Genomic DNA, 21,977 nt, shown 5'->3' on the forward strand with positions numbered 1-21,977 from the left:
CATAACCTGATCTCAATGCGACATTCGTCTCCCGGCCTCTGTTTCTCCCTCGCGACGCTGTCCGCGTTGCTCCCTCTCGCGGCCGCGGCGCAGCAGCAGCAAGTGGTCGCCGAGTCCGTGACTCCCCCGTCGTTCACGCCGCTGGCGCGGCTGCTGTTCGGCGTGGCCGAGGGCAAGCCGACCGGCATGACGGGCGTCACCCGCCTGACCAGCCCGGGCGCCGTCGATTCGGCCCTGGGTTCCGCCTGCCGGGAGCTGACCCGTGCCGGGCCCTTTCCGCTCGATACCGCCACCCGGCTCGATGGCTGCCACACCGGCACGGCCAAACGCGTGATCTTCCGCCTCAACCTGGTCACGTTCGACGCCACGCGCGAAGGGACCACCGCCTTCATGACCAGCGCCCGGCCCGCGCTCGTTCGTGGCATCTGCCGCAATCCCGACGTGCCCGTGCTCGGGCGCCTGGGACTGACGCTCGTGTTCCAGTACACCGGCATCGGCAACCGTCCCGTCGGGGAAGTCGCCATCGCGCCAGGCAGCTGCGATACCTGAGTTTTCGCGCGCCCGCGCGGACAGTCATGTCGCGCCACCACGCGACATTCGCAATCGTTCTCAATCAGAAAGTGGCGCGCCAACCCTAGGAAGTTGCAAAGCGGTGTATTAAGCTACTTCCGCAATGCGCCATATCGATTGCCCGCGAGCCGCGGCCAAACTCGCCGTTCAGCAAGGGCAGCATCGCAGAGCCGGAACGGCAGTTTGCCGCCGCTCCGGCATCCTGGCGCAGCATCGGGCCTGAGGATCCGGGGTCGCTTTACCTGTTTGTCGGATGCACCGACAAGGGAGCCACCCTATGTCTGTTACCACCATCGCCAGAACCGGCACTGCCCGCGCCGCGTTCCTCGCTTTGCGCGCACCACCCGCCGCGCCGGGCGCCTCACCCACACCGCGCCGCCCCCCTTTCTCCTAGCGCCCCGCGCTCGCCACCAAGGCACGACACTGAACGACGCCCGGGCAATCTCCCGGGCGGCAAGGCCCGATGATGGCCAACGACATTGCGGCTGGACTGGACTTCACACACGAAAGGAAGACCTATGCGCCACGTCAGCACCAAACTTTTGGGCGTCTTTGTGTTGTTGATGGAATATCGCGACCTGCACGCCGTGGCGGTGCGCACGCAGGGGCGCGTGCCGACCGTTGCCTACGGCCTCGCACGGCTGCGCGAGATCACGGGGGATCCCTTGTTCGTCAAGCGCAACGGCATGCTGGAGCCCACGCCGCACGCGTTGCGGATGGAGCCTACCGCGCGCCAGATCCTCGCCCAATGGGCCAACCTGACGCGCCCTGGCGGAGCGGCAGCGACCACCGAGGCCGCGCTCGACATCGACAGCATCGCCCTGCACCGCGCCAGCAAGTCCATCGCCGCCGACGCGCCGCGTCCGCCGGGCGATAGCCTGGCCCACCGTGACAGACACCGTTTGGGCGAAGTTCGATAGTTTCACATTCCGCAACCGGCTAGCTTTTCCCGGCAGCTCCATCCCGACGAGCTGACCGGAGAAACCTGTATGCCGTTGCCACGCCGCATTCTCGCGGTCCGCCGTTGCGGGCCGCGGCCGCACCGCATTCGCCGCCCCGCCTGCTATTCGCCCTCTCCCCGTGCCCACCTTGCCGCATCGCCACGCCATGCATAGCGAACAGCGGCGTTCCAGTGCGGCCGCCTGTTGCGCGGCGGCGGTGTGCGTGGCGTTGCTGCCGGGCCAGATGGCGCGGGCGGCCACGCGCGGCGGCCCGGCCCCGGCGCATGCGGCCCCTCCCCCGGCCATGACAACGACCTCCGTGGCGTTGCGCTATGGGGACGACAAGGTGGTGATGCCGCTCAGGCGTGAAGCGTCCCTTGCCGGTGCGCGGATCGCGGCCCGGCAGGGCAACGGGGATGCGCTGCCGGCCTTGCCTGCCGCTGCGTTTCCCCGGCCCCCGGAGCTGCTCGCCGGCATGTCGCTGCGGGCGTGGCTGATGTGGGCCGTGCTGATGCTGGCAGTGAGCGCGGTGGCGCTGCTGGCGGCGCTGTTCGCATTGCGGCGCCGCGGCCGGCATCTGACGCGGGCCACCCGCACGCTGCGCGTCTGCATGGCTTTCGATGCGGCCCTGTTCGAAGGCTTGCCCGACCCGATCTATCTCTGCGACGGTTCGGCCCGCCTGATCGGCTGCAACACGGCTTACGAGCGCTTCCTCGGCATCTGCCGCGACCAGTTGCTCGGCAAGACGCTGAATCAGGCGGACGCCCGGACGAGCGCCATCCCGGCGGAGGTGGCGATGGCAATACGGCAGGAAGACCAGCGAATGCTGGCCTCCCGGCGGCCGATCCGCTGCGGCCACAGCTGGCGCAGCGGGGATCGCGAGATTCGCGTGCGGCACTGGTCCCGCCCGCTGATCGCCGCCGATGGCGGCGTGGCCGGAATGATGGGCGGCTTCGTCGACATCAGCCCTGCAGCGGACTGCGCGGATGCCGGCATCGCCCAGCCCTCCGCGCTGGCGATGGCGGGCCATGAGATACGCACGCCCCTGCAGGCGTTGATCGGCATCCTCGATATGCTGCTGCGCCAGCACGGCCTGCGTGGCGGTGTCCGGCGCCAGCTGGCCACCGCCCACGGCGCGGCGCGCGCCTTGCTCGGGCTGGTGGACGATATGCTGGCCATCGCCCGCACCGGCGAGCGCGGCCCCGCCATCCGGCCCGAGGCCGTCCATGTCGGCTCGCTGCTGTGGGAAGCGGTACGGATGTACCGGCCCATGGCCACGGACAAGGGGCTGCGGCTCAATGCGCATGCCGCGCCCATGCCGCACCGGCATCTGGCGGACCCGGCGCGGCTGCGGCAGATCCTTGCCAACCTGATCGGCAACGCCATCAAGTTCAGCGCGCAAGGCGAGATCTCGATCGCGCTGGAGCACTGCGGCGAAACCGCCCAGGGCGACCGCCTGCGCCTGACCGTTCGCGACCAGGGCATGGGGATCGACCGCACCGAACTGCCGCGCCTGTTCGAACCATTCTTCCGTGCCGCCACGGCGCGCGGCATCCCCGGCACCGGGCTCGGCCTGCCGATGGCGCGGCAACTGGCGCGGCAGATGGGCGGCGACCTGGAGGTGGACAGCGAGCCGGGGGTCGGCACGGTGGCCACGCTGTCGCTGGTGCTGCCCCGCCATGCCGGGCCTTGCCAGCGCGCGCGCAGGCACGCGGCGCGGCGGCCGGCGCAGCGCGCGGTGCGCCTGCGCGTCATGGTGATCGACGACCATGACGTCTGCCGCCTGCTGCTGGCACGTCAGCTCCGGTACCTGGGGCACGAAGCCATCTTCGCCAGCGACGGGGCCCAGGCGCTCGGGCTGGCGCAGTCGCGGCGCGAGGAACTGGATGCGCTCGTGATCGACTGCAATATGCCCGTCGTGGACGGCTTCGAAGCGGTGCGGCGATGGCGCGCGCTGGAGCGGCGGCACCACTGGCCGCGCAAGCCCGTGATCGGCTATACGGCCGACCCGAGCCCGGAGAACGAGGCCAGCGCCCGGCAGGCCGGCATGGATGCGTGCCTGGTCAAGCCGGTGGATATCGAACAGCTCGGCAGGCTGCTGCTGCGTCTGGCGTCCGGCCGCGCATGCCACGCGCCATGTGCCACGCCCGTCGACCTCGGTGTGGCCCGTGCGCGCGGGCGCGACCGCCTGCGCGAGCTGCTGCAGTCGACCAACGCCGCGGACCTGCGCTCGCTCCAGGAGGCCGTGCGCGATGCGGACTGGCATGCCTTCGGGTCCGCGCTGCACCGTATCAAGGGGGCCGCGCGGATGGCCGCTTGCGAGCGCGTGGCGCGCTGCTGCCACGCTCTGGAACTCGCGCTGCGCCGGCACGACACGGCGGCGCTGGCCAACGGCGTCGCGCAGCTGTCGCGCGCGCTGCGGGCCTGGACAGACGTCCCGTGCGGAACCGGCGCCGCCAATGCAACGAGCCGGCGCTAGGCCGGCTCGTTGCGAACTGCGTGCTGCTTGCGAAGCGCGTTGGGGATCAGTCCACCGTTGCGCCCGAAGCCTTCACCACCTTGGCCCACTTGGCGGTTTCCGCCTTCATGAAGGCCGCCAGTTGCGCGGGCTTCTCGGGATTCGGCTCGGCGCCCTGGCCGTCCATCTGCTTCTTGACTTCCGGCATGGCCAGGATCTTGACCACTTCGGCGTTCAGGCGATCGACGATGGCCTGCGGCGTGCCGCCGGTGGCGTACAGCGCGAACCAGGAGGTTGCCTCATAGCCCGGCACGCCGGCTTCGGCGACGGTCGGCACGTCCGGCAGCGCGGGCGAACGCTTGCCCGAGGTCACGGCCAGCGCACGCAGCTTGCCGGCCTTCACGTGCTGGTACGACGACGGCAGGTTGTCGAACATCAGGCCGATCTGGTTGCCCAGCAGGTCGTTGACCGCCGGCGCGCTGCCCTTGTAGGGGATGTGCTGGATATTGAGGCCCGTCATCGAGTTGAACAGCTCGCCCGACAGGTGCATCGACGAGCCGCTGCCCGACGAACCGTACGACAGCTTGTCCGGATTCGCCTTCACGTAGGCGATCAGTTCCTTGATGTTCTTCGCCGGCACGGCGGGGTTCACCACCACCACGTTCGGCACCATGGCCACGCGGGTGATCGGCGCGAAGTCCTTGACCGGGTCGTACGGCAGCTTCGAGTACAGCGACTGGTTGATCGCGTGCGTGCCGATGGTGCCCATGAACAGCGTATAACCGTCCGCCGGTGCCTTCGCGGCGAGCGACGCGCCGATATTGCCGCCTGCGCCCGGACGGTTGTCCACGACCACCGGCTGGCCGAGCGCCTTGCCCAGTTGCAGGCTGACGATGCGGGCCAGGATGTCGGTGGTGCCACCGGCGGAGAACGGCACGATCATGGTGATCGGCTTGGTCGGGTACGTGCCTTGCGCGAAGGCCGAGCCGGACACGCCGGCAAAGCCGGCGGCCAGCGCCACACCGGCGGCCAGCAGGCGCCGGCGCGAGGGTTGGGTGTTGAACTTCATCGTGTGCTCCAGGGAGAGAGTGTGTCAGGCCGGCACGCCGCGGCGCGCCTTGACTTGTTATACGGGCGCAACGCCCAATGTGGTCCCGCCACAGACGTACAGCACTTGTCCGGTGACAAAACCGTTTTCAGGGGAAAGGAAGAAGAGCGTGGCACGTGCCACGTCCTCTGGCGTACCCATGCGTTTCACCGCGATGCTCGCGAGGATGCGACGGGTCTGTTCGCTGCCCTCGGGATTGCTGCGGCGGAACAGTTCGGTGGCGATGGGACCGGGCGCGACGGCGTTCACAGTAATGCCATCGCCCCCAAGCTCCATCGCGAGTGTGCGGGTCATGCCGATCAGGCCGGCCTTGGTGGCGGAATACACAACGCGTTCCGGCTTGCCCAGCGCGGCGCGCGACGCCATGTTGACCACGCGGCCGAAGCCGGCCGCGCGCATCGCGGGCAGGCACGCCTGCGTCAGCAGCAGGGACGCCTGCAGGTGCAGACCCACCACGTAGTCGAGGTCTTCCACCTTGGCGGTGTCGGCGGTGCCGGGACGCGTGGCGCCGGCATTGTTGACCAGCCGGGTCACGGCAAAGCGCGAGGTCACCTGCTGCGCCACCGCGCGCGTGGCGGCGGCATCGGTCAGGTCAGCCTGGAAAAACGTCATGTTGGGATGCGACCAGTCAGGCGCGACATAGTCGACGTTGACGACCTGGGTCACACCATCGGCCAGCAGCATCTCGCTGATGGCACGGCCAATGCCGGAACTGGCGCCGGTCACCAGCGTGGCGACGGGAAGAGACATCATTGACTCCACTCCGGCACGGTAACGTACCGGGCATGCGCAAAAAGGACGCGGCGGGACCGGCGAGCCAGTCGGCCCGGCCGCTAAGCTTTACTGCGTTGGGAAACCTGAGACGCCGCGACGGATGCCGCCGAGCCGTTTCCTGCTGGCTATAACGGCAGACCCCGCGGCCGACTTGAGGGCAAGAGGGTCAGGGCCGGCAGATGCCGGCCCGAACGCGGGCGCTCAGACGCGCTCGATCACCATGGCGATGCCCTGGCCCACGCCGATGCACATCGTGCACAGGGCGAAGCGGCCGCCGGTACGGTGCAGCTGGTACATCGCGGTGGTCACCAGGCGCGCGCCGCTCATGCCGAGCGGGTGGCCCAGCGCGATGGCGCCGCCGTTGGGGTTCACGCGGGCGTCGTCATCGGCCACGCCAAGCTGGCGCAGCACCGCCAGGCCTTGGGCCGCGAACGCTTCGTTCAGCTCGATCACATCGATCTGGTCCATCGTCATGCCGAGCTGCTTGAGCAGCTTCTGCGTGGCGGGCGCCGGGCCGATGCCCATCACGCGCGGCGCGACGCCGGCGGTGGCCATGCCGACGATGCGGGCCTTCGGCGTGAGGCCGTGCTGCTTCGCCGCGGCTTCGCTCGCCAGCAGCAGGGCGCACGCGCCGTCGTTGACGCCCGAGGCGTTGCCGGCGGTCACGGTGCCGTCCGGGCGGACCACGCCCTTGAGCCGGGCCAGCGCTTCCATGCTGGTGGCGCGCGGGTGCTCGTCGCGCTCGACCACGATGGCCTCGCCCTTCTTCTGCGGAATCGAGACCGCGGTGATCTCCTGCGCCAGCGTGCCGTCGGCCTGCGCGCGCGAGGCCTTCTCCTGGCTGCGCAGCGCCATCAGATCCTGGTCTTCGCGGCTTACCTTGTAGTCGGTGGCGACGTTCTCGGCCGTCTCCGGCATCGAATCGACGCCGTAGGCCGCCCGCATGGCGGGGTTGACGAAGCGCCAGCCGATGGTGGTGTCGAAGATCTGCGCATCGCGCGAGAAGGCCGTGGTGGCCTTGCCCATCACGAACGGGGCGCGGCTCATGCTCTCGACGCCGCCGGCGATCATCAGGCCCGCTTCACCGGCGCGGATGGCGCGCGCGGCCGTGCCCGTGGCATCCATGCCGGAGCCGCACAGGCGGTTGATGGTGGCGCCCGGCACGCTCTCGGGCAGGCCGGCCAGCAGCAGCGACATGCGCGCCACGTTGCGGTTGTCTTCGCCGGCCTGGTTGGCGTTGCCGTAGATCACGTCGTCGATCGCGGACCAGTCCAGGTTCGGGTTGCGCGCCATCAGCGCCTTCAGGGGCACCGCGCCCAGGTCGTCCGCGCGCACCGCGGACAGGCTGCCGCCGTAGCGGCCGATGGGGGTACGGATGGCGTCGCAGATAAAGGCTTCGGTCATGGTTGTCTCGTCTGTCTCGTGTTTGTCGTGGATATCGGCGCGAACCCGTTCAGGCGGGTTGGGCCTGCTTGAGCGGCACGCCGGTCAGGCGCTGCAGTTCCTCGAAGGTCAGTCCCTCGACCAGGTCGCGCGCGACCAGGCCGTCGGGCGTCACGTCGATGGTGGCCAGATCGGTATAGACGCGCGTCACGCAGCCGATGCCGGTCAGCGGATACGTGCACTCCGGCACGATTTTGCTCTCGCCCTGCTTGGTCAGGTGCTCCATCATGACGAACACCTGCTTGGCCCCGATGGCCAGGTCCATCGCACCGCCCACCGCGGGGATCGCGCCAGCGGCGCCGGTGTGCCAGTTCGCGAGGTCACCGCCTTGCGAAACCTGGAACGCGCCGAGCACGCAGTAGTCCAGATGGCCGCCGCGCATCATGGCGAAGGAGTCGGCATGGTGGAAGTAGGAACCGCCGGCCTTGATGGTCACGGGCTGCTTGCCGGCATTGATCAGGTCGCCGTCTTCCTCGCCGGGCGCGGGCGCCGGGCCCATGCCCAGCAGGCCGTTCTCGCTGTGCAGCAGGATTTCCTTGTCGGCCGGCAAATGGTTGCCGACCAGCGTGGGCAGGCCGATGCCGAGGTTCACCACGGCACCGTCCGGAATGTCTTTGGCCACGCGCGCGGCCATCTGATCGCGTGTCAGGCGTTGCATATCGTTTCTCCTTTGCGCTTCAGGCGGCGTTGGCGTTCTCGGCGGATGCGCCGGCGGCGCCCACCTTGACCACGCGCTTGACGAACAGCCCCGGCGTGACGATGTGCTCGGGATCCATCTCGCCGAGTTCCACGACGCGGCTGACCTGCACGATGGCGCATTTGGCGGCCATGGCCATGATCGGGCCGAAGTTGCGGGCGGTCTTGCGATAGGTCAGGTTGCCCCAGCGGTCGGCGGTGTCGGCCTTGATCAGCGCGAAGTCGGCATGGATCGGGGACTCGAAGACATAGCCCTGGCCGTCGATGATGCGCGTTTCCTTGCCCTCGGCCAGCGGCGTGCCGTAGGCGGTGCGGGTGAAGAAGCCACCGATGCCGGCGCCGGCGGCGCGGATGCGCTCCGCCAGGTTGCCCTGCGGCACCAGTTCCAGTTCGATCTCGCCCGCGTGATACAGGGAGTCGAACACATAGGAATCGACCTGGCGCGGGAACGAGCAGATGATCTTGCGCACGCGCTTGGCCTTGAGCAGGGCCGCCAGGCCCGTCTCGCCGTTGCCGGCATTGTTGTTGACGATGGTCAGATCGCGGGCACCGTGGGCGATCAGGGCGTCGATCAGTTCGGCCGGCATACCCGCCAGGCCAAAGCCGCCGATGAGAATGGTGGCGCCATCGTGGATATCGGCCACCGCCGCTTCCACCGAGTCAAAAAGCTTGTTGATCACGTGCGTTCCAGTTCGAAAGCCCGGTCCTGGTCGACCGGAGCTGCCGCAAGGCGCGGCGCGAACGTGCTGTCTCCGGAGGACTGGCCAGGCGAGGGGTCCGGCTCGGCACCGCAAAGGGCGGGCACGGCGGACGTGGCTAGCAGACCTGAATCTGGTTGGACTTCGTGCGGCTCTTGGGGGCCTGTTCGCTCTTTGCGGCGGTCCGTGCGATTGCGTCCGCGGTTCGACATCGGCAGCCCGGCCACCTGTTGTTCGAATTACGAACTTCAATTCGCTAATTGAACACGAGGTTACACCTGCGGCATCGGCAGGTCAAGGCGGCCCCAACGGACGCCGCCCGCCCCGCGCACCGTCCTGCGACGGCGTGCGGAAAGCGGGCGGCATGGAAGAAAGGGGCGGCCACGGCCGCCCCTTCCGGGCCTCAGTTCACGCGGAAGCCGACCTTGATGGTGACCTGGAAATGGGCCACCGCGCCGTCGACGATATGGCCGCGCGTCTCGACCACTTCGAACCACTCCATGTTCTGGATCGTCTCCGCGGCCTTGGACACGGCGCTGCGAATGGCCGCGTCCACGCCGTCCGGCGACGAGCCAACAATTTCGACAAGCTTGTAGGTATGGTTCGACATCTCACTCTCCTTGGCATCTGCCGGTTGATAAAGAAAAAAGACCGCGGTGCGCCTCGGCCCGCGACCGCACTGACCTTCATACGTCACGCCTTGTCACGCAACGCATAGGCTGCTAGCCTGCCGGCCCTTGCCGACATCGTGACTTCTGTGTTTCCGCGCCTACGCCCATTGACGTCCTGTCTCGCCCTGCTGGCGGGAATGCTTGCGGCCCATCCGGCCGCTTCCGCCACCGCCGCCGACGCCGTCGCGTCGCTTGCGCCCTCCGTGTCGGCCGCCTTCCAGCGCAGCCTGCAGCCGTTCACCGAGGAAAAGCCGCGCGCCTTCTCCGATGGCGCGACCTACACGCTGTGCTTCACCCCCGACGGCGCCAGCTGCCAGGACCTGCTGATCGACGCCATCGACCGCACCCGCCGCAGCCTGCTGGTCCAGGCGTATTCGTTTACCAGCAAGCCCATCGCGCAGGCCATCCTGCATGCGCGCAAGCGCGGTGTCGATGTGCGCGTGATCGTGGACAAGAGCCAGGTATCCGAGCGCTATACCAGCGCGACCTTCCTGAAGAACCAGGGTATCGCGGTACTGATCGACCGCAAGCCGGCGATCGCCCACAACAAGGTGATGATTTTCGACAAGGAGGCAGTTTTTACCGGCTCCTTCAATTTCACCAAGTCGGCCGAGGAGCGCAACACCGAGAACGGCATCCTGATCCGCGGCGATGCCCGCCTGGTCGATCGCTACGTCGAGAACTGGCGCACGCGCGAGCGCGTGTCGCAGCCCTACTAGCATCGGGCAGGCGCTCGCGGCCTACTGCTTGCCGCCGTTGTCGGGAGGCGGCACCCGCTGACCGCGCGAGCCGTACAGGTCGGTTTCCTCGAGTCCGCGCTCCTTGTCGCTCGCGGCCTGCTCGACCACCGGACGCGGGCCGCTGTGCTGGCTCTGGTGAGTTTCGTCACGCTCGTGCGGCAGCCGGGGCATCGCGTCGGACTGGCCGTCCTGCGCGCGAGTGCCCGGCGGGTTCGCTTCCTTGTCGGGCACCGTGCCGTCCGGGCCTGCGGTCGCCTTGCCGGCTTCGCTCTTCTTGACGCCCGTGCGCGAGCCGTTCTTGTCGCCTGCGGTATCGCTCATCGCTTGCTCCTGTGGTCATCGTCGTTGTTATCGGTCGTGCCGCTGCCGCGGCAAGTCGACCGCTGTCCACCTCGAACACGCAAACTCCGTTCCCGCGCGATGGATGTCGAACGGCGCCAGCGTTACCGATGTTGGCCTACAGCGGTCTGCGACTGCGCCGGACACTGCCGCGTTGCCGTGTGGGCTAAGTTGGATCGATTAGGGCAGGCGGCCGGCCGCTGCGCACATCGCGTGGGCGCTCCGCTCGCGGCCGCCGCCACTGCCATACGGAGACGAGCGTGTTCGCAACGTGGGCGTTGGTGATCGGCGGACTGATGGTGACCATGGGACTGATCGGCTCGGTGGTCAGGCGCCTGCCCATCTCCGCATCGGCGCTGTACCTGGTGTTCGGCGTAGCGCTCGGTCCGGCCGGCGCCGGGCTGATCGTGCTGGACCTGCACGACCCGGATCACGTCCGCGCGCTCGAAGTGATCACCGAAGTGGCCGTGCTGATATCGCTGTTCGGCGTCGGCCTGCGCCTGCGCATCCGCATGTTGTACCCCGTCTGGCGCCTGCCGATCCGGCTCGCCACCGTGGCGATGGTACTCACCATCGCCGGTGTCGCTGCGCTCGGCATGGGATGGCTCGGCATGCCGCTCGGCATCGCGATACTGGCCGGTGCCATTCTCGCGCCGACGGATCCGGTGCTGGCTTCCGACGTGCAGATGGCGACCACCGAGGACCGGGATCTGGTGCGCATGGGACTGACGGGCGAAGGCGGCCTGAACGACGGGACGGCGTTTCCGTTCATCATGCTGGGGCTTGGCCTGCTCGGCCATCATGAACTGGGCAGCGGTCTGACGCGCTGGATCGGCGTGGACCTGATCTGGGCCACCCTCGGCGGGCTGAGCATCGGCACGGTGCTGGGATGGCTCACGAGCAGGACGGTTCTCGCGTTGCGCATGCGCTTTCACGAAGCGGTCGGCCTGGAGAGCTTCTTTACGCTGGGGCTGATCGGACTTGCCTATGGTGCCGCGCTCGCGGCGAACACCTACGGCTTCCTGGCGGTGTTCGCCGCCGGCGTGGCGATGCGGCAGGTGGAGCGGCAGGAGAACCCGTCCACGCCGCCTGAGGACGTCATCGGGCCGATGCAGCACAAGGAGCTCGAACAGATCGCGACGCACAAGAACAAGGCCGCGGCCTATCTGGCGCAGACCGTCTCGGAATTCTCGCTGGATGTGGAGCGCCTCGCGGAACTGTGCGTGACCCTGATCGTCGGCGCCATGCTGACGCGCGAAAGCTTCAGTGTGCAGAGCCTGGGCGTTGCGCTGCTGCTGATCATGCTGATCCGGCCGCTGTCCGTCTATGCGTCCACCGCAGGCATGCGACTGCGTCCCGCGCAGCGGCGCCTGACGGCGTGGTTCGGCATCCGGGGCATCGGATCGCTGTACTACCTTGCTTACGCGATGGCCCACGCGCCCGGGCTTCCCGCCGCCGACCTGCTTCTGCACATCACGCTATGCACGGTCGTGGTCTCCATCGTGCTGCATGGCTCGACGGCCACGCCGCTGATGCAGATGTATCAGCGCATGCGGCGCTAGGCGCCAGTGCGGCGCGGTCGTCATGCCGTGAGCCATCCTTGGATCGCCCGTCACGCCGTTGGCATATCCCTTGCACCTTTCCGGTTGCGGCAGTTCCGCCGCGACATGGAGACAGTGATGAAACAGCAACAGCCAGGTCAATCCTCCGGTGGTCAGCAGCAGCAACAGCAACCGCAGCAGCAATCCGGCATGGGCGGCCAGCAAGGCCAGAACCAGGGCAACCAGTCAGGCCAGTCGGGCACGCAAGACCAACGCAGCGGCCAGCCGCAGCAAGGTCAGCAGGGACAGCAGGGCCAGCAAGGTCAGCAAGGCCAGCAAGGCCAGCAAGGCAGCCAGGGGGGCGGCCAGGGCCAACGCAAGTAAGGCCCACGACACCTGATGCTGAAATAATGCGCTGACACGCTGCCTGCCGCAGCGCCGCCCCGTTCGCGGGGCGCGGACAGTGTCGAGGCTCAGGCCTCGGATGCCGGGTTGGAAAACCAGATCCAACCCGGCTTTTCTTTGCCATCCGTGCGTCCAATCCGTGCGCGGTCGGCCCCCGCGGTTGTGGTCTTTCGCTGACAAGGAAATCGGCCGGCCTGCCGCGGCCATGTCGGCCGCGCCGACGGCCAGCGGCACGCTGCCGTCCTAGGCTACAGGCATGGACCGCGCGCACGCGCGCCGCGTCCGGACCAGCCTGGTCCGGCTTCGTGAACGGGAGATCGGTGCATGAGGATACGAGAGGAATCCGGGAAGCGTTCCAGCGAGCGCTCGCTGCGTCCCATGGTGCGCAAGTGGCTACCGGTGGCCGAAGGACCCGCCCGCGTCACCGCTTTCGGCCGCACGGGTGCCGGACGCGTGCCCTACGTCAGCGTCGCCGTCGAGCGTGCCGGGGAGTTGCTGTCGATCATCTTCTTCCGGCACCGCGACGGATCGTGGTGCGTGTTTCCGCCGTGCCGCTGAGACAGCACGGATAAAAGCAACACGGCCCGGCGCACATCTTGCCGCCGGGCCGCCGCTCAGTTGGCGGGTTCCATTAGCGGCTCAATTGCCGCCGTCGAGGAACTGGCTGCGCCGGCCGACGCGCGAGCCGAGCGTGTAAAGGTCGTGATAGTGCGTGTCGTCGCTGCCCATGTACCCATGCGCCCCATACGTGCCCGACATCGACTCGGCGCCCGTCGGCGCAAGCGATTGGCGCGTGGACTGGTTCGCGCCCTGGGTGTAAGGATCGAAGCGGTCGGTACGCGCGCCGCTCGTATACGGGTCGCGGGTGCCCCCTGGCGCCGGATCGCCTGCGGGGCTGTACTGCGTCGTCGGCGCAGTGCTGGTCTGTGCCTGGGCCACCGTGATGCACGAGCCCGCCAGAACCATGGCTACGAGCGCGGATTTGGAGAGGCTTTGCAATGTCATTGAATCACTCCTGCTATGCCTGCGAGACGCTGGCCGCGGCAAGCCGCGGCAAACCCCTGCGCAGGACGGTGAATAAGCAGTCCGCACCGCTGGGCGTTGACGGACAAGACTACGTGTTGCCGGCATCGCTCTAGGTTGTCGGGCGATGCGCAACCAAGGGGAAACGACGCGAAACCCATGCCAACATGCGCTGCGCCGTGCACGTTGCCGCGTTCGCGCTTCGCGTGGGCAAGCGCATTTGCGCCCGGCAACCCGTCACCGCAAGCGCGCGGTGTGCCGCGTGCTCGACATCGGGGACCGCTTCTGTTTCGTACTTTTTACCAGCGGCTGCATAAAGTTCATGGCGCGAGTCGCGCGCCTCGAGGACTGTAGGACGTGGCCCGATGGTTCCCCTTCACCGCTGTGTCTTATAAGCACACTTAGAACCCGCACATAGCGTCGCGCGTTGCAGCGCGTGGCATCAACGACGTCTTAACGGAGCGTTCATATGGCCAGGAGCCCAACCGCCTCGACACCGCGCGCCGCCACGAAGTCTGCGAAGGCCGCGAAGACGGCGACGCCTGCAAAGAAAGCGAAGACATCGAAGACAGCGAGGACATCAAAGACAGCGAAGGATCCGAAGCCTCGGAAGACGGCGCCGGCAAAGCATGACGTGGCGGCGGACCCGCTCGCGCGATATCGCGGCATGCGGGACTTCGGCACGACCAGCGAGCCCAGCGGCGCGGCGGGCGAGCCGGCGCGCAAGAGCGCGACACGCGCGAAAAAAACGCCCGCGCTGTCCTTCGTGATTCAGAAGCACGCCGCGCGCCGTCTGCACTACGACTTCCGGCTGGAACTCGACGGCACGCTGAAAAGCTGGGCCATCCCGAAGGGGCCGAGCCTGGACCCCGCGGACAAACGCATGGGCGTGCATGTCGAAGACCACCCCCTCGAATACGCGAGCTTCGAAGGCGTGATACCGGAAAAGCAGTATGGGGCTGGCACCGTGATCGTCTGGGACCGAGGCACCTGGGTGCCGGTCGGTGATCCGCACGAAGGCTATCGCAGCGGCAAGCTGAAGTTCGAGCTGCAGGGCGAGAAGTTGCACGGCGGCTGGACCCTGGTGAAGATGAAGAACCGCGCCGACGCGCGCCAGGAGCCCTGGCTGCTGATCAAGGAGCGCGACGACTGGGCGCGTCCGGCCGCGGAGTTCGACATCACGCAGGCGCTGCCGGACAGCGTGCTGTCCGGCGTCATGCCGGCCGCCGGCGCCACGAAGGCGAAGAAGACAGCGGCCGGCGCGGCGGGCGCCAAGGCGTCGCGCGTCGCCGCGGCCGTCGAGGAACTCGAGCAGGACGAGGATGTGGACGAGGGCGAGAGGGACGACGCCCCGCGTCCCGCGAAGCGCGGCGCACGCGGCAAGCGCGACGACGCGGCGCTGCCCGAAGGGGCGCGCCCCGGCCCGCTGCCGCTGACGCTCGCGCCGCAACTGGCCACGCTGGTGAGCGAAGCCCCGGCCCATCCGGACCAATGGGTCTACGAGGTCAAGTTCGACGGCTATCGCATCCTGGCGCGCGTCGACGGCGGCAAGGTGACGCTGTTCACCCGCAACGGCCACGACTGGACCGCGAAGCTCAAATCGCTGGCGCAGCAGGTCGCAGCGCTCGGCCTGCCGTCGGGCTGGCTGGACGGCGAGATCGTGGTCGTCGGCGAGGATGGCAACACCGATTTCCAGGCGCTGCAGAACGCGTTTGACAGCGCGCGCACCGACAGCATCCAGTACTTCGTGTTCGATCTGCCCTTCTACGCGGGACACGATCTGCGCAAGGTACCCCTGGTGGAACGGCGCGCGCTGCTGCGGCGCCTGTTCCAGTCCGATGCTCCGCCGCACCGCGTGCGCTTCTCCGAAAGCTTCGAGGTGGGCGCGGGCGAGATCCTGACGGCGGCGTGCCGGCTGCGGCTCGAGGGCGTCATCGGCAAACGGCTCGACGCGCCGTACGTGTCCCGCCGCTCGGACAGCTGGATCAAGCTCAAATGCAGCGAGCGCCAGGAGTTTGTCATCGGCGGCTTCACCGAGCCGCAGGGCAGCCGCACCGGCATCGGGGCGCTGCTGCTCGGCATCCATGACGAACAGGGACGGCTCGTGTACGCGGGCAAGGTCGGAACCGGCTTCGATACCGATACGCTGCAGGACATCCGCAGGAAACTGGACGCCGTGCGCGCCGAGGCAGCGCCCTTCCACCACGTGCCCACGGGCGTCAAGGGACTATGGGTGCGGCCCAAGCTCGTGGCCGAGGTCTCGTTCGGCGCCTGGACCAAGGACGGCCTGATCCGGCACTCCGTGTTCCATGGGTTGCGCACCGACAAGAGCGCGGGCGCGATCGGCCGGGAGAAGGCGGTGCCACCGCCCGACAGCGATAGCGGCGGCTCGCCGCCGCGCGGGGCCAGGGCCGCCGCCAAAGCCGGGCCCGCCGCGGGCAAGGCCGGCCGCCCCGCCCCGGGGGGGACCACGGGCGCTGCCGCGGCCCGCTCTGGCGGCAAGGGCGGCGCCGGCACGATCGGCGGCATCAAGGTAAGCCATGCCGACCGCGTGATCGACCCGTCGACGGGACTGACCAAGGGCGACCTGGTCCGCTACTACGAGGCCGTCGGACCGGTCATGCTGCCGCACCTGGCCGGGCGCCCGGTGGCGCTGGTGCGCGGCCCCACGGGCGTGGGCGGCGAGCTGTTCTTCCAGAAGCATGGCGACACGCTGCGCATGCCCGGCATCCGGCAGCTGGACCCCAGCCTCTGGCCGGAGCACCCGCCGCTGCTGGAGGTCGCGACCGAGACCGGGCTGGTGGCCGCCGCGCAGCTCAACGTCATCGAATTCCACACGTGGAATGCGGACAAGCGCAGCATCGAGAAGCCGGACCGCATCGTCTTCGACCTGGACCCCGGCGAGGGCGTACCCTGGCAGCACGTCACCGAGGCGGCCGCCCTCACGCGAGCCATGCTGGAGGAGCTGGGTCTGGTGCCGTTCCTGAAAACGAGCGGCGGCAAGGGGCTGCACGTGGTCGTGCCGCTGCAGCGCAAGCTGGAGTGGGACGAGGTGAAAGCGTTCTCGCAGGACGTGGTGGTCCATATGGCCCGGACCATCCCCCAACGCTTCGTGGCCAAGAGCGGGCCGCGCAACCGCGTCGGCAAGATCTTCATTGACTACCTGCGCAACGGCCGAGGCGCCACCACGGCGGCCGCCTTCTCGGCGCGGGCCCGCCCGGGGCTGGGCGTCTCCATGCCGATCCATTGGGAAGAACTCAAATCGCTGCGCTCGGGCGCGCAATGGACCATCGACGACGCCATCGCGCGGGTGAACGAGATGGCGGACGACGATCCCTGGGCCGGCTACGCGTCCACGCGCCAAACCCTCGCCGCTGCCATCAAGCGCATCCGCGCCGACTGAACTGAAGGGCCCCGACGCGGCGGGTGCAGCCGGCACCGCGGAGGGCACGGTTCTTGCCACTCTGTGCGCATGGAAACGCTCGCCGGCCTGCCCGGCCGCGGGCGCATCACGACCGTTCGCCGCAGGGAGGCCCTATGAACCGTTCTCCGTTTGCCAACTTCGCGACCTCCGTCGCCCGCGCCCTTGCCCCTCGACCGTGGCTGGCCGCAGCCGCCTTTGCCGCCGCGCTGGGCGCCCTGCCCGCGCATGCGAAGCTGCCCCCGCCAACACCGGAGCAGCAGCAGGCGGCCGACGCCAAGAAGGCTCGCGAAGCCGAGGAAGCCAAGCGCCAGGCGGAGGCGCTGGGCAAGGTGCAGGACACCATTGCCGCCCGTTTCGGCAAGGGCCCCAGCACCCCCACCTCGCAGACCGCTCCCGGCGACTTGCCCCAGAAGGCAGTCGAAGCGCCCGGCACCAGCGGCCCGCGCGGGGGCACCGCACCTAGCGCGGAGGCTCACTCTGGCGAAGCGCAACGCCGTTGAGGCGCCCGGACCACTGGAGGGTCAGACCTTCCCGGCGGGTAACGCCGGGATCTGCGGAGCCACGCATTCTTTACAACACGTCTTTCGGCACGCTGGTAATTCCTACAACACACCATGCGTAGACCGGCGGTCCGTGCCCGGGAGCCCGGACCTCGCCGAATGCAACAGGCTGATTTGAAAAACGATATCCCTGAACACGCCATGAATAGTCAACCCCCTCCGTCCACGCCCGGTCCCGCTGACGCGACGCGCCCTTTGCTGCTGGTGGTGGATGACAACGATGGGTCCCGCTATGTGAAGAGCCGCATCCTGCGCCGCGCCGGCTACGCCGTGCTGGAAGCGAGCACAGGCGAGTCGGCGCTTGCGCTGGTGCGCCGCTATGGTCCCGACCTGGTGCTGCTGGACATGCGGCTACCCGACATCGACGGCCTGCGGGTGTGTCAGTTGATCAAGGACGACCCCGAGAGCGGCCGCACGCTGATCCTGCATACCTCGGGCAACACCAGCAATCCCCGCTACCGCGCCGAGGCGCTGGATCACGGCGCCGACAGCTATCTGGTCGAGCCGGTCGAGCCGGAGGAACTGGTGGCCAGCGTCAAGGCGCTGCTGCGGCTGCGCCAGGCCGAGGAGGCGTATCACCGGACGTCGCAGGCCCTGCGCGACAATGAACTGCTGTTCCGGCAGCTGGCCGACAACCTCTCCGATGTGCTGTGGATCTTCGATCCGGCCGAACGGCGTTTCCTGTTCGTCAGTCCGGCGTTTTTCGCGCTGAGCGGGCGTCCCCCCGAGGCGCTGCAGAACGGCGGGAGCCGCAGCTTCGAGTGGATCGACCCCAGGGACCGCGAGCGCGTTCGCACCGCGTGCGACTCCATGCTGCGCGATGGCCGCCTGGACATCGAGTTCTCGCTGCTGCGCCCCGACGGCGAGGCGCGCCAGGTGCGCGCGCGCGCGTTCCCGGTGACCAACGTCAAGGGCGAGCTTTATCGCGTGGCCGGCGTCTGCGAGGACGTCACCGAGCAGAAGCGCGCCGAGAAGATGCTGGTCGAGGAGGAGCGCCGCAAGGACGATTTCCTCGCGATGCTGGTTCACGAACTGCGCAACCCGCTCGCGCCGATGCGCAGCGCCGCGGATCTGATGATGCATCTGGCGCCGTCGCGCGAAGACAACTTCAAGGCGCGCGACATCATCGCGCGCCAGCTCTATCACCTGACCCGGCTGGTGGACGACCTGCTCGACATCTCCCGCTTCACGCAGGGCCGCATCGTGCTGCGGCACGACCTGGTCGAGCTGCGCAACGCCTTGAGCACCGCCGTGGAGACGGTCAAGCCGCTGATCGAATCGCGCAACCACACGCTGCGGCTGTCGGTGCCCGAGGGACCGATGCCGGTGCGCGGCGATCTGGTCCGCCTTACGCAGATCTTCGGCAACCTGCTGAACAACGCTGCCAAGTACACCCCGCCCGACGGATTGCTGACGCTGGATGTCACCGCCGATCAGGGCATGGTGACGGTGCGGATCACCGACAACGGCACGGGCCTGTCGCCCGAACGCGTGCGCGCGATGCGGGACAGCTTCGCCACCACGGACTCCGGGGCGGTCGCCGTCTCGGGCGGCGATGGCCCGGGCATCGGCCTGTCGCTGGTACACAAGCTGGTCAGCCTGCACGGCGGCCGGCTCTCGGTCGAAAGTGCGGGCCCCGGCCACGGCAGCACCTTTATCGTGTCGCTGCCGGTGGAGCCGTGGCGCAGCTGGAAGCCGTCAACGCGCTCGCTGCACCAACCCGCCGGCCGTCCCCGCAACGTGCTGGTGGTCGACGACAACGTCGATGCGCTCGAAGCGATGGCGATGACGCTGGAGGCCCTGGGCCACACCGTGATCACCGCGCTCGACGGCGGTGCCGCCATGGTCCGCGCGCTCAAGTACAAGCCGGACGTGGTCCTGCTGGATTTGGGAATGCCGGGCATGGATGGCTTCGAGATCGCGCAGCGGCTGCGCGCCATCCCGGACCTCGCCCACATGCGCATCATCGCCCTGACCGGCTACAGCCAGCCGGCCGACCGGGTGCGCACCAAGGCGGCGGGGTTCGACCATCACCTGACCAAGCCGGTCGACCTGGAAGAGCTGTCGCGGGTGCTGAACGCCGATGGCGGCGCTTCCGGCGACGGCGCCGCTTCCGCACCTGCCGACAAGACAGACAAGGAGACCACCATGCATACCACGCCCGAACCCGACACCACGCCGGATACCCCGCCGGTGCCGCCCGGCCCCGAGGTGCCCGATCCCGATCCGCACGAGCCCGTCATGGATCCGCCGCCGGGCGACATTCCCCCGCCCCCGCCGCAGCGCGCCTGAGCGATGACGGCGCAACGCACCAGATCGCGCCGGGCGGCGCGCTTCGCCTACGGGCGCCACTAGCGGGAGAACTGCCATGCCACGCGTCATCTGGAAGGGCGCCATCTCGTTCGGCCTGGTCAATATCCCCGTGGTGCTGAAGGCGGCCGCGCGCGACAACGCGCTGGACTTCGACTGGCTGGACGAGCGTGACATGTCGCCGGTCGGCTATCAGCGGGTGAACAAGCGCACCGGCAAGACGGTCGACAAGGACCACATCGTCAAGGGCTACCAGTACGAGAAAGGCGAGTACGTGCTGCTGTCGCCGGAAGACTTCCGCCAGGCCAACGTGGAGGCCACGCAGACGGTCGACATCGTCAGCTTCGTCGAGGCGGACCGGATTCCGCCGTACTACTTCGAGACGCCCTACTACCTGGAGCCGGACAAGCGCGGCGACAAGGGCTACGCGCTGCTGCGCGAGACCCTGCGCCAGACCGGCCGCGCGGCGCTTGCGCTGGTGGTGATCCACAACCGGCAGCATCTGGCCGCGGTGCTGGTGCTGGACCAGGCGCTGGTGCTCAACACGATGCGCTGGGCCGAGGAAGTGCTGCCGATGGACGACCTGCGCCTGCCTGCTGGCGGCACCAAGAGTGCCGGCGTCAGTCCGCGCGAGATCGAGATGGCGGCGAGACTGGTCGAGGACATGCAGGAAGACTGGTCCCCCGAGGCCTACCGCGATACCTACCGCGACGATCTGCTCAAGCGCATCGAGGAAAAGATCTCGGCCGGCAAGACCCATGTGCTCACGCCCGCGGACGCGGGCGACACCGGCACGCGCAAGTCCGCCGACGTCATCGACATGATGGCGCTGCTCAAGCAGAGCATTGCCCAGCGCGGCGGCGACGGCAAGGCGGCGGGCAAATCGGCGAAGGCCGAGAAGCCGGAGAAAGCGGAGAAAGCGGAGAAGCCTGCCGCGAAGAAAAGCACGAAGGCCAGCACCAAGCGGGCACCGGCGAAAAAGAAAACGGCCGCTTCAGCGAAGCGGCCGGCGACCAAGGCGGCTCAGCGCAAGACAGCCTGAGCCGGGCGCCCGCGCCGGGGGCGGCTTGACCACCGGCGCGGCATCGACGCTCAGGCCCACGGATCGTAGCGATCTTCCTTCCAGTACGGCGAAGCGCCGTAGTAATCATGGATGCTGGTGGCCCACTGCGAATCGGCCATGGTCGGCCAGTGCTCCTTGTCGAAGCCGGGCGCCGCCTGCAGCTTTTCCTTGTCCACGCCGAGCACGAAACATTTACGGCGGGTATCCAGTGTCAGCGCGGACCACGGCACCGCGAACAGCTTCTCGCCGATGCCGAGGAAGCCGCCGAACGACAGCACGGCGTAGGCCACGCGGCCGCCGCGCACATCGAGCATGATGTGGTCGATGGTGCCGAGGTCCTCGCCGCCGGGGCCGATCACGTTGTTGCCTTCCAGCGTATCGGCGGCCATCACGAAGGGGCCAGGACCGCTGCGGTTCTCGTCGATGTCGCCGACGATGGCGGCGCCGCCGGTGGGAAGATCGCCGGTGGGGGGTTCAACTGGATTCATCTGCATTACCTCCTGCTCGGTGGTGAACCTGGTACGCGACCGGCGGCAACGGCCGCGCGATCAACGGGTGAAGCGGGGTGAATTCACGGCCGGCTGGCCGGCACGGGCGGCACCAGCGGATCGAAGTCCACCCATCGTCCCTCGCTCCAGCGGCCATAGGCGCGTTCCAGATCCATCGCGCCAGCCTCGCGCAGCACGTCGGCCGCGGTCTGCCGGTTGTTCTCGTCGACGCGCACGGCCAGCAGCACGCCCGCATCGCGTTCCGTCTTGCCGTCGATGGTGTTGGTCGCCGGCAGGTTTTCCTCGCGCGGCGCATTGGAGGCGCCATCGCGCGTCATGGCCAGCGCGCCGACCAGCGAACCGAGATAGGCGCCCAGGCCCGTGGCCAACGCCATGACGAGCACCGACGCCTGCATCAGCGCGAGCGCCACCGCGCCCAGCACGGCACCGGCGATCGCACCGATCACGATGCCGCGGCCAGCACCCGCGCCGGCCTTCTTGGCGCCGGCATCGACCTTCACATCGCCGCCGATCGGAAAGCGGCCGTGCTGGCCGGCCGGATTGACAAAGAAGAGGGTGACGTCGTCTTCCTGAAAGCCGCGCGAAAAAAGCTGGCCGGCGGCAGCTTCCGCGGCGACGAATGTGTCGAAGCGACCGGCAATGATGAGCGACATGGCTTCTCCTGCGGATCAAGCGAACGCAGCGCCGGCGGCGCTGCGCGGGGG

At 68.5% G+C, this 21,977-nt stretch carries 21 protein-coding genes and 1 pseudogene; 12 read left to right on the forward strand and 10 right to left on the reverse strand.

Going from position 1 to position 21,977, the window contains the following annotated elements:
• Positions 1 to 15: 15 nt before the first annotated feature.
• The 3 genes and pseudogenes from LDO27_RS19635 to LDO27_RS19645 all read left to right on the forward strand — a co-directional run bounded on the left by LDO27_RS19635 (position 16) and on the right by LDO27_RS19645 (position 3,990).
• A complete protein-coding gene (locus LDO27_RS19635; protein WP_224043557.1) occupies positions 16 to 549 on the forward strand; it encodes a hypothetical protein in 534 nt (177 codons plus the stop codon).
• A gap of 539 nt (positions 550 to 1,088) precedes the next feature.
• A pseudogene (locus LDO27_RS19640) lies at positions 1,089 to 1,343 on the forward strand (LysR family transcriptional regulator); the annotation flags it as partial.
• A 472-nt stretch (positions 1,344 to 1,815) separates the two neighbouring features.
• Positions 1,816 to 3,990, forward strand: a complete 2,175-nt coding sequence (locus tag LDO27_RS19645; RefSeq protein ID WP_224043558.1) for an ATP-binding protein — start codon at positions 1,816 to 1,818, stop codon at positions 3,988 to 3,990.
• A gap of 46 nt (positions 3,991 to 4,036) precedes the next feature.
• Here the strand turns inward: LDO27_RS19645 and LDO27_RS19650 are convergent, their stop codons facing one another.
• From LDO27_RS19650 to LDO27_RS19675, 6 genes are all read right to left on the reverse strand, one after another.
• On the reverse strand, positions 4,037 to 5,038 hold the full coding sequence (locus LDO27_RS19650) for a Bug family tripartite tricarboxylate transporter substrate binding protein (RefSeq protein ID WP_222207105.1): 1,002 nt from the start codon (positions 5,036 to 5,038) through the stop codon (positions 4,037 to 4,039).
• A gap of 57 nt (positions 5,039 to 5,095) precedes the next feature.
• Positions 5,096 to 5,827 (reverse strand): SDR family NAD(P)-dependent oxidoreductase, encoded by a 732-nt coding sequence (locus tag LDO27_RS19655; protein WP_222207496.1) that lies wholly within the window; start codon positions 5,825 to 5,827, stop codon positions 5,096 to 5,098.
• Between the two features lie 225 nt (positions 5,828 to 6,052).
• Complete coding sequence (pcaF, locus tag LDO27_RS19660) at positions 6,053 to 7,255, reverse strand: 3-oxoadipyl-CoA thiolase (protein WP_222207104.1); 1,203 nt, start codon at positions 7,253 to 7,255, stop codon at positions 6,053 to 6,055.
• 49 nt (positions 7,256 to 7,304) lie between these two features.
• Positions 7,305 to 7,952: a CoA transferase subunit B gene (locus tag LDO27_RS19665; protein ID WP_222207103.1), complete on the reverse strand. Its 648-nt coding sequence runs from the start codon at positions 7,950 to 7,952 to the stop codon at positions 7,305 to 7,307.
• Positions 7,953 to 7,971: 19 nt separating this feature from the next.
• Entirely contained in the window at positions 7,972 to 8,670 is a 699-nt protein-coding gene (locus tag LDO27_RS19670) for a 3-oxoacid CoA-transferase subunit A (protein WP_224043559.1), read from the reverse strand.
• 421 nt (positions 8,671 to 9,091) lie between these two features.
• Positions 9,092 to 9,298, reverse strand: a complete 207-nt coding sequence (locus LDO27_RS19675; protein WP_222207101.1) for a dodecin — start codon at positions 9,296 to 9,298, stop codon at positions 9,092 to 9,094.
• 168 nt (positions 9,299 to 9,466) lie between these two features.
• On the opposite strand from LDO27_RS19675, the gene LDO27_RS19680 reads away from it, so the two are divergent.
• Positions 9,467 to 10,078, forward strand: a complete 612-nt coding sequence (locus tag LDO27_RS19680; RefSeq protein WP_224043561.1) for a phospholipase D family nuclease — start codon at positions 9,467 to 9,469, stop codon at positions 10,076 to 10,078.
• 21 nt (positions 10,079 to 10,099) lie between these two features.
• Here the strand turns inward: LDO27_RS19680 and LDO27_RS19685 are convergent, their stop codons facing one another.
• On the reverse strand, positions 10,100 to 10,420 hold the full coding sequence (locus LDO27_RS19685) for a hypothetical protein (RefSeq protein ID WP_224043562.1): 321 nt from the start codon (positions 10,418 to 10,420) through the stop codon (positions 10,100 to 10,102).
• Between the two features lie 278 nt (positions 10,421 to 10,698).
• Between LDO27_RS19685 and LDO27_RS19690 the strand changes: the two genes are divergently transcribed.
• The 3 genes from LDO27_RS19690 to LDO27_RS19700 all read left to right on the forward strand — a co-directional run bounded on the left by LDO27_RS19690 (position 10,699) and on the right by LDO27_RS19700 (position 12,942).
• On the forward strand, positions 10,699 to 12,000 hold the full coding sequence (locus LDO27_RS19690) for a cation:proton antiporter (protein WP_224043564.1): 1,302 nt from the start codon (positions 10,699 to 10,701) through the stop codon (positions 11,998 to 12,000).
• 117 nt (positions 12,001 to 12,117) lie between these two features.
• On the forward strand, positions 12,118 to 12,363 hold the full coding sequence (locus LDO27_RS19695) for a hypothetical protein (protein ID WP_222207097.1): 246 nt from the start codon (positions 12,118 to 12,120) through the stop codon (positions 12,361 to 12,363).
• Positions 12,364 to 12,708: 345 nt separating this feature from the next.
• Positions 12,709 to 12,942, forward strand: coding sequence for a hypothetical protein (locus tag LDO27_RS19700; RefSeq protein WP_224043572.1), 234 nt, complete (start codon positions 12,709 to 12,711; stop codon positions 12,940 to 12,942).
• An 81-nt stretch (positions 12,943 to 13,023) separates the two neighbouring features.
• Here the strand turns inward: LDO27_RS19700 and LDO27_RS19705 are convergent, their stop codons facing one another.
• A complete protein-coding gene (locus tag LDO27_RS19705) occupies positions 13,024 to 13,389 on the reverse strand; it encodes a hypothetical protein (RefSeq protein ID WP_222207094.1) in 366 nt (121 codons plus the stop codon).
• Here LDO27_RS19705 and LDO27_RS19710 point away from each other — a divergent pair.
• From LDO27_RS19710 to ku, 5 genes are all read left to right on the forward strand, one after another.
• Positions 13,383 to 13,523 (forward strand): hypothetical protein, encoded by a 141-nt coding sequence (locus LDO27_RS19710; protein WP_224043574.1) that lies wholly within the window; start codon positions 13,383 to 13,385, stop codon positions 13,521 to 13,523. The two genes, LDO27_RS19705 and LDO27_RS19710, sit on opposite strands and share 7 nt — an antisense overlap.
• Before the next feature lie 353 nt (positions 13,524 to 13,876).
• On the forward strand, positions 13,877 to 16,810 hold the full coding sequence (gene ligD, locus LDO27_RS19715) for a DNA ligase D (RefSeq protein WP_224043576.1): 2,934 nt from the start codon (positions 13,877 to 13,879) through the stop codon (positions 16,808 to 16,810).
• Between the two features lie 134 nt (positions 16,811 to 16,944).
• Positions 16,945 to 17,331, forward strand: a complete 387-nt coding sequence (locus tag LDO27_RS19720) for a hypothetical protein (RefSeq protein WP_224043578.1) — start codon at positions 16,945 to 16,947, stop codon at positions 17,329 to 17,331.
• Positions 17,332 to 17,532: 201 nt separating this feature from the next.
• On the forward strand, positions 17,533 to 19,683 hold the full coding sequence (locus tag LDO27_RS19725) for a hybrid sensor histidine kinase/response regulator (protein WP_222207092.1): 2,151 nt from the start codon (positions 17,533 to 17,535) through the stop codon (positions 19,681 to 19,683).
• A gap of 76 nt (positions 19,684 to 19,759) precedes the next feature.
• On the forward strand, positions 19,760 to 20,743 hold the full coding sequence (gene ku, locus LDO27_RS19730) for a non-homologous end joining protein Ku (protein WP_224043585.1): 984 nt from the start codon (positions 19,760 to 19,762) through the stop codon (positions 20,741 to 20,743).
• Between the two features lie 50 nt (positions 20,744 to 20,793).
• On the opposite strand, the gene LDO27_RS19735 is transcribed toward ku, so the two are convergent.
• Both LDO27_RS19735 and LDO27_RS19740 read right to left on the reverse strand, forming a co-directional pair.
• Complete coding sequence (locus tag LDO27_RS19735) at positions 20,794 to 21,252, reverse strand: PRC-barrel domain-containing protein (RefSeq protein ID WP_224043586.1); 459 nt, start codon at positions 21,250 to 21,252, stop codon at positions 20,794 to 20,796.
• Between the two features lie 83 nt (positions 21,253 to 21,335).
• A complete protein-coding gene (locus LDO27_RS19740) occupies positions 21,336 to 21,926 on the reverse strand; it encodes a hypothetical protein (protein ID WP_222207089.1) in 591 nt (196 codons plus the stop codon).
• Between the last annotated feature and the right edge of the window lie 51 nt (positions 21,927 to 21,977).

The sequence above is a fragment of the Cupriavidus respiraculi genome, assembly GCF_914271545.1.
Classification (GTDB): Bacteria; Pseudomonadota; Gammaproteobacteria; order Burkholderiales; family Burkholderiaceae; genus Cupriavidus; species Cupriavidus respiraculi.

Bases quoted from the DNA above. Each gene is read 5' to 3' on its own strand.
- LDO27_RS19635 (WP_224043557.1), top strand. From the start codon at position 16: ATGCGACATTCGTCTCCCGGCCTCTGTTTCTCCCTCGCGACGCTGTCC.
- LDO27_RS19645 (WP_224043558.1), top strand. From the start codon at position 1,816: ATGACAACGACCTCCGTGGCGTTGCGCTATGGGGACGACAAGGTGGTG.
- LDO27_RS19650 (WP_222207105.1), bottom strand. From the start codon at position 5,038: ATGAAGTTCAACACCCAACCCTCGCGCCGGCGCCTGCTGGCCGCCGGT.
- LDO27_RS19655 (WP_222207496.1), bottom strand. From the start codon at position 5,827: ATGTCTCTTCCCGTCGCCACGCTGGTGACCGGCGCCAGTTCCGGCATT.
- pcaF (WP_222207104.1), bottom strand. From the start codon at position 7,255: ATGACCGAAGCCTTTATCTGCGACGCCATCCGTACCCCCATCGGCCGC.
- LDO27_RS19665 (WP_222207103.1), bottom strand. From the start codon at position 7,952: ATGCAACGCCTGACACGCGATCAGATGGCCGCGCGCGTGGCCAAAGAC.
- LDO27_RS19675 (WP_222207101.1), bottom strand. From the start codon at position 9,298: ATGTCGAACCATACCTACAAGCTTGTCGAAATTGTTGGCTCGTCGCCG.
- LDO27_RS19685 (WP_224043562.1), bottom strand. From the start codon at position 10,420: ATGAGCGATACCGCAGGCGACAAGAACGGCTCGCGCACGGGCGTCAAG.
- LDO27_RS19695 (WP_222207097.1), top strand. From the start codon at position 12,118: ATGAAACAGCAACAGCCAGGTCAATCCTCCGGTGGTCAGCAGCAGCAA.
- LDO27_RS19700 (WP_224043572.1), top strand. From the start codon at position 12,709: ATGAGGATACGAGAGGAATCCGGGAAGCGTTCCAGCGAGCGCTCGCTG.
- LDO27_RS19710 (WP_224043574.1), top strand. From the start codon at position 13,383: ATGTCATTGAATCACTCCTGCTATGCCTGCGAGACGCTGGCCGCGGCA.
- LDO27_RS19705 (WP_222207094.1), bottom strand. From the start codon at position 13,389: ATGACATTGCAAAGCCTCTCCAAATCCGCGCTCGTAGCCATGGTTCTG.
- ligD (WP_224043576.1), top strand. From the start codon at position 13,877: ATGGCCAGGAGCCCAACCGCCTCGACACCGCGCGCCGCCACGAAGTCT.
- LDO27_RS19720 (WP_224043578.1), top strand. From the start codon at position 16,945: ATGAACCGTTCTCCGTTTGCCAACTTCGCGACCTCCGTCGCCCGCGCC.
- LDO27_RS19725 (WP_222207092.1), top strand. From the start codon at position 17,533: ATGAATAGTCAACCCCCTCCGTCCACGCCCGGTCCCGCTGACGCGACG.
- ku (WP_224043585.1), top strand. From the start codon at position 19,760: ATGCCACGCGTCATCTGGAAGGGCGCCATCTCGTTCGGCCTGGTCAAT.
- LDO27_RS19735 (WP_224043586.1), bottom strand. From the start codon at position 21,252: ATGAATCCAGTTGAACCCCCCACCGGCGATCTTCCCACCGGCGGCGCC.
- LDO27_RS19740 (WP_222207089.1), bottom strand. From the start codon at position 21,926: ATGTCGCTCATCATTGCCGGTCGCTTCGACACATTCGTCGCCGCGGAA.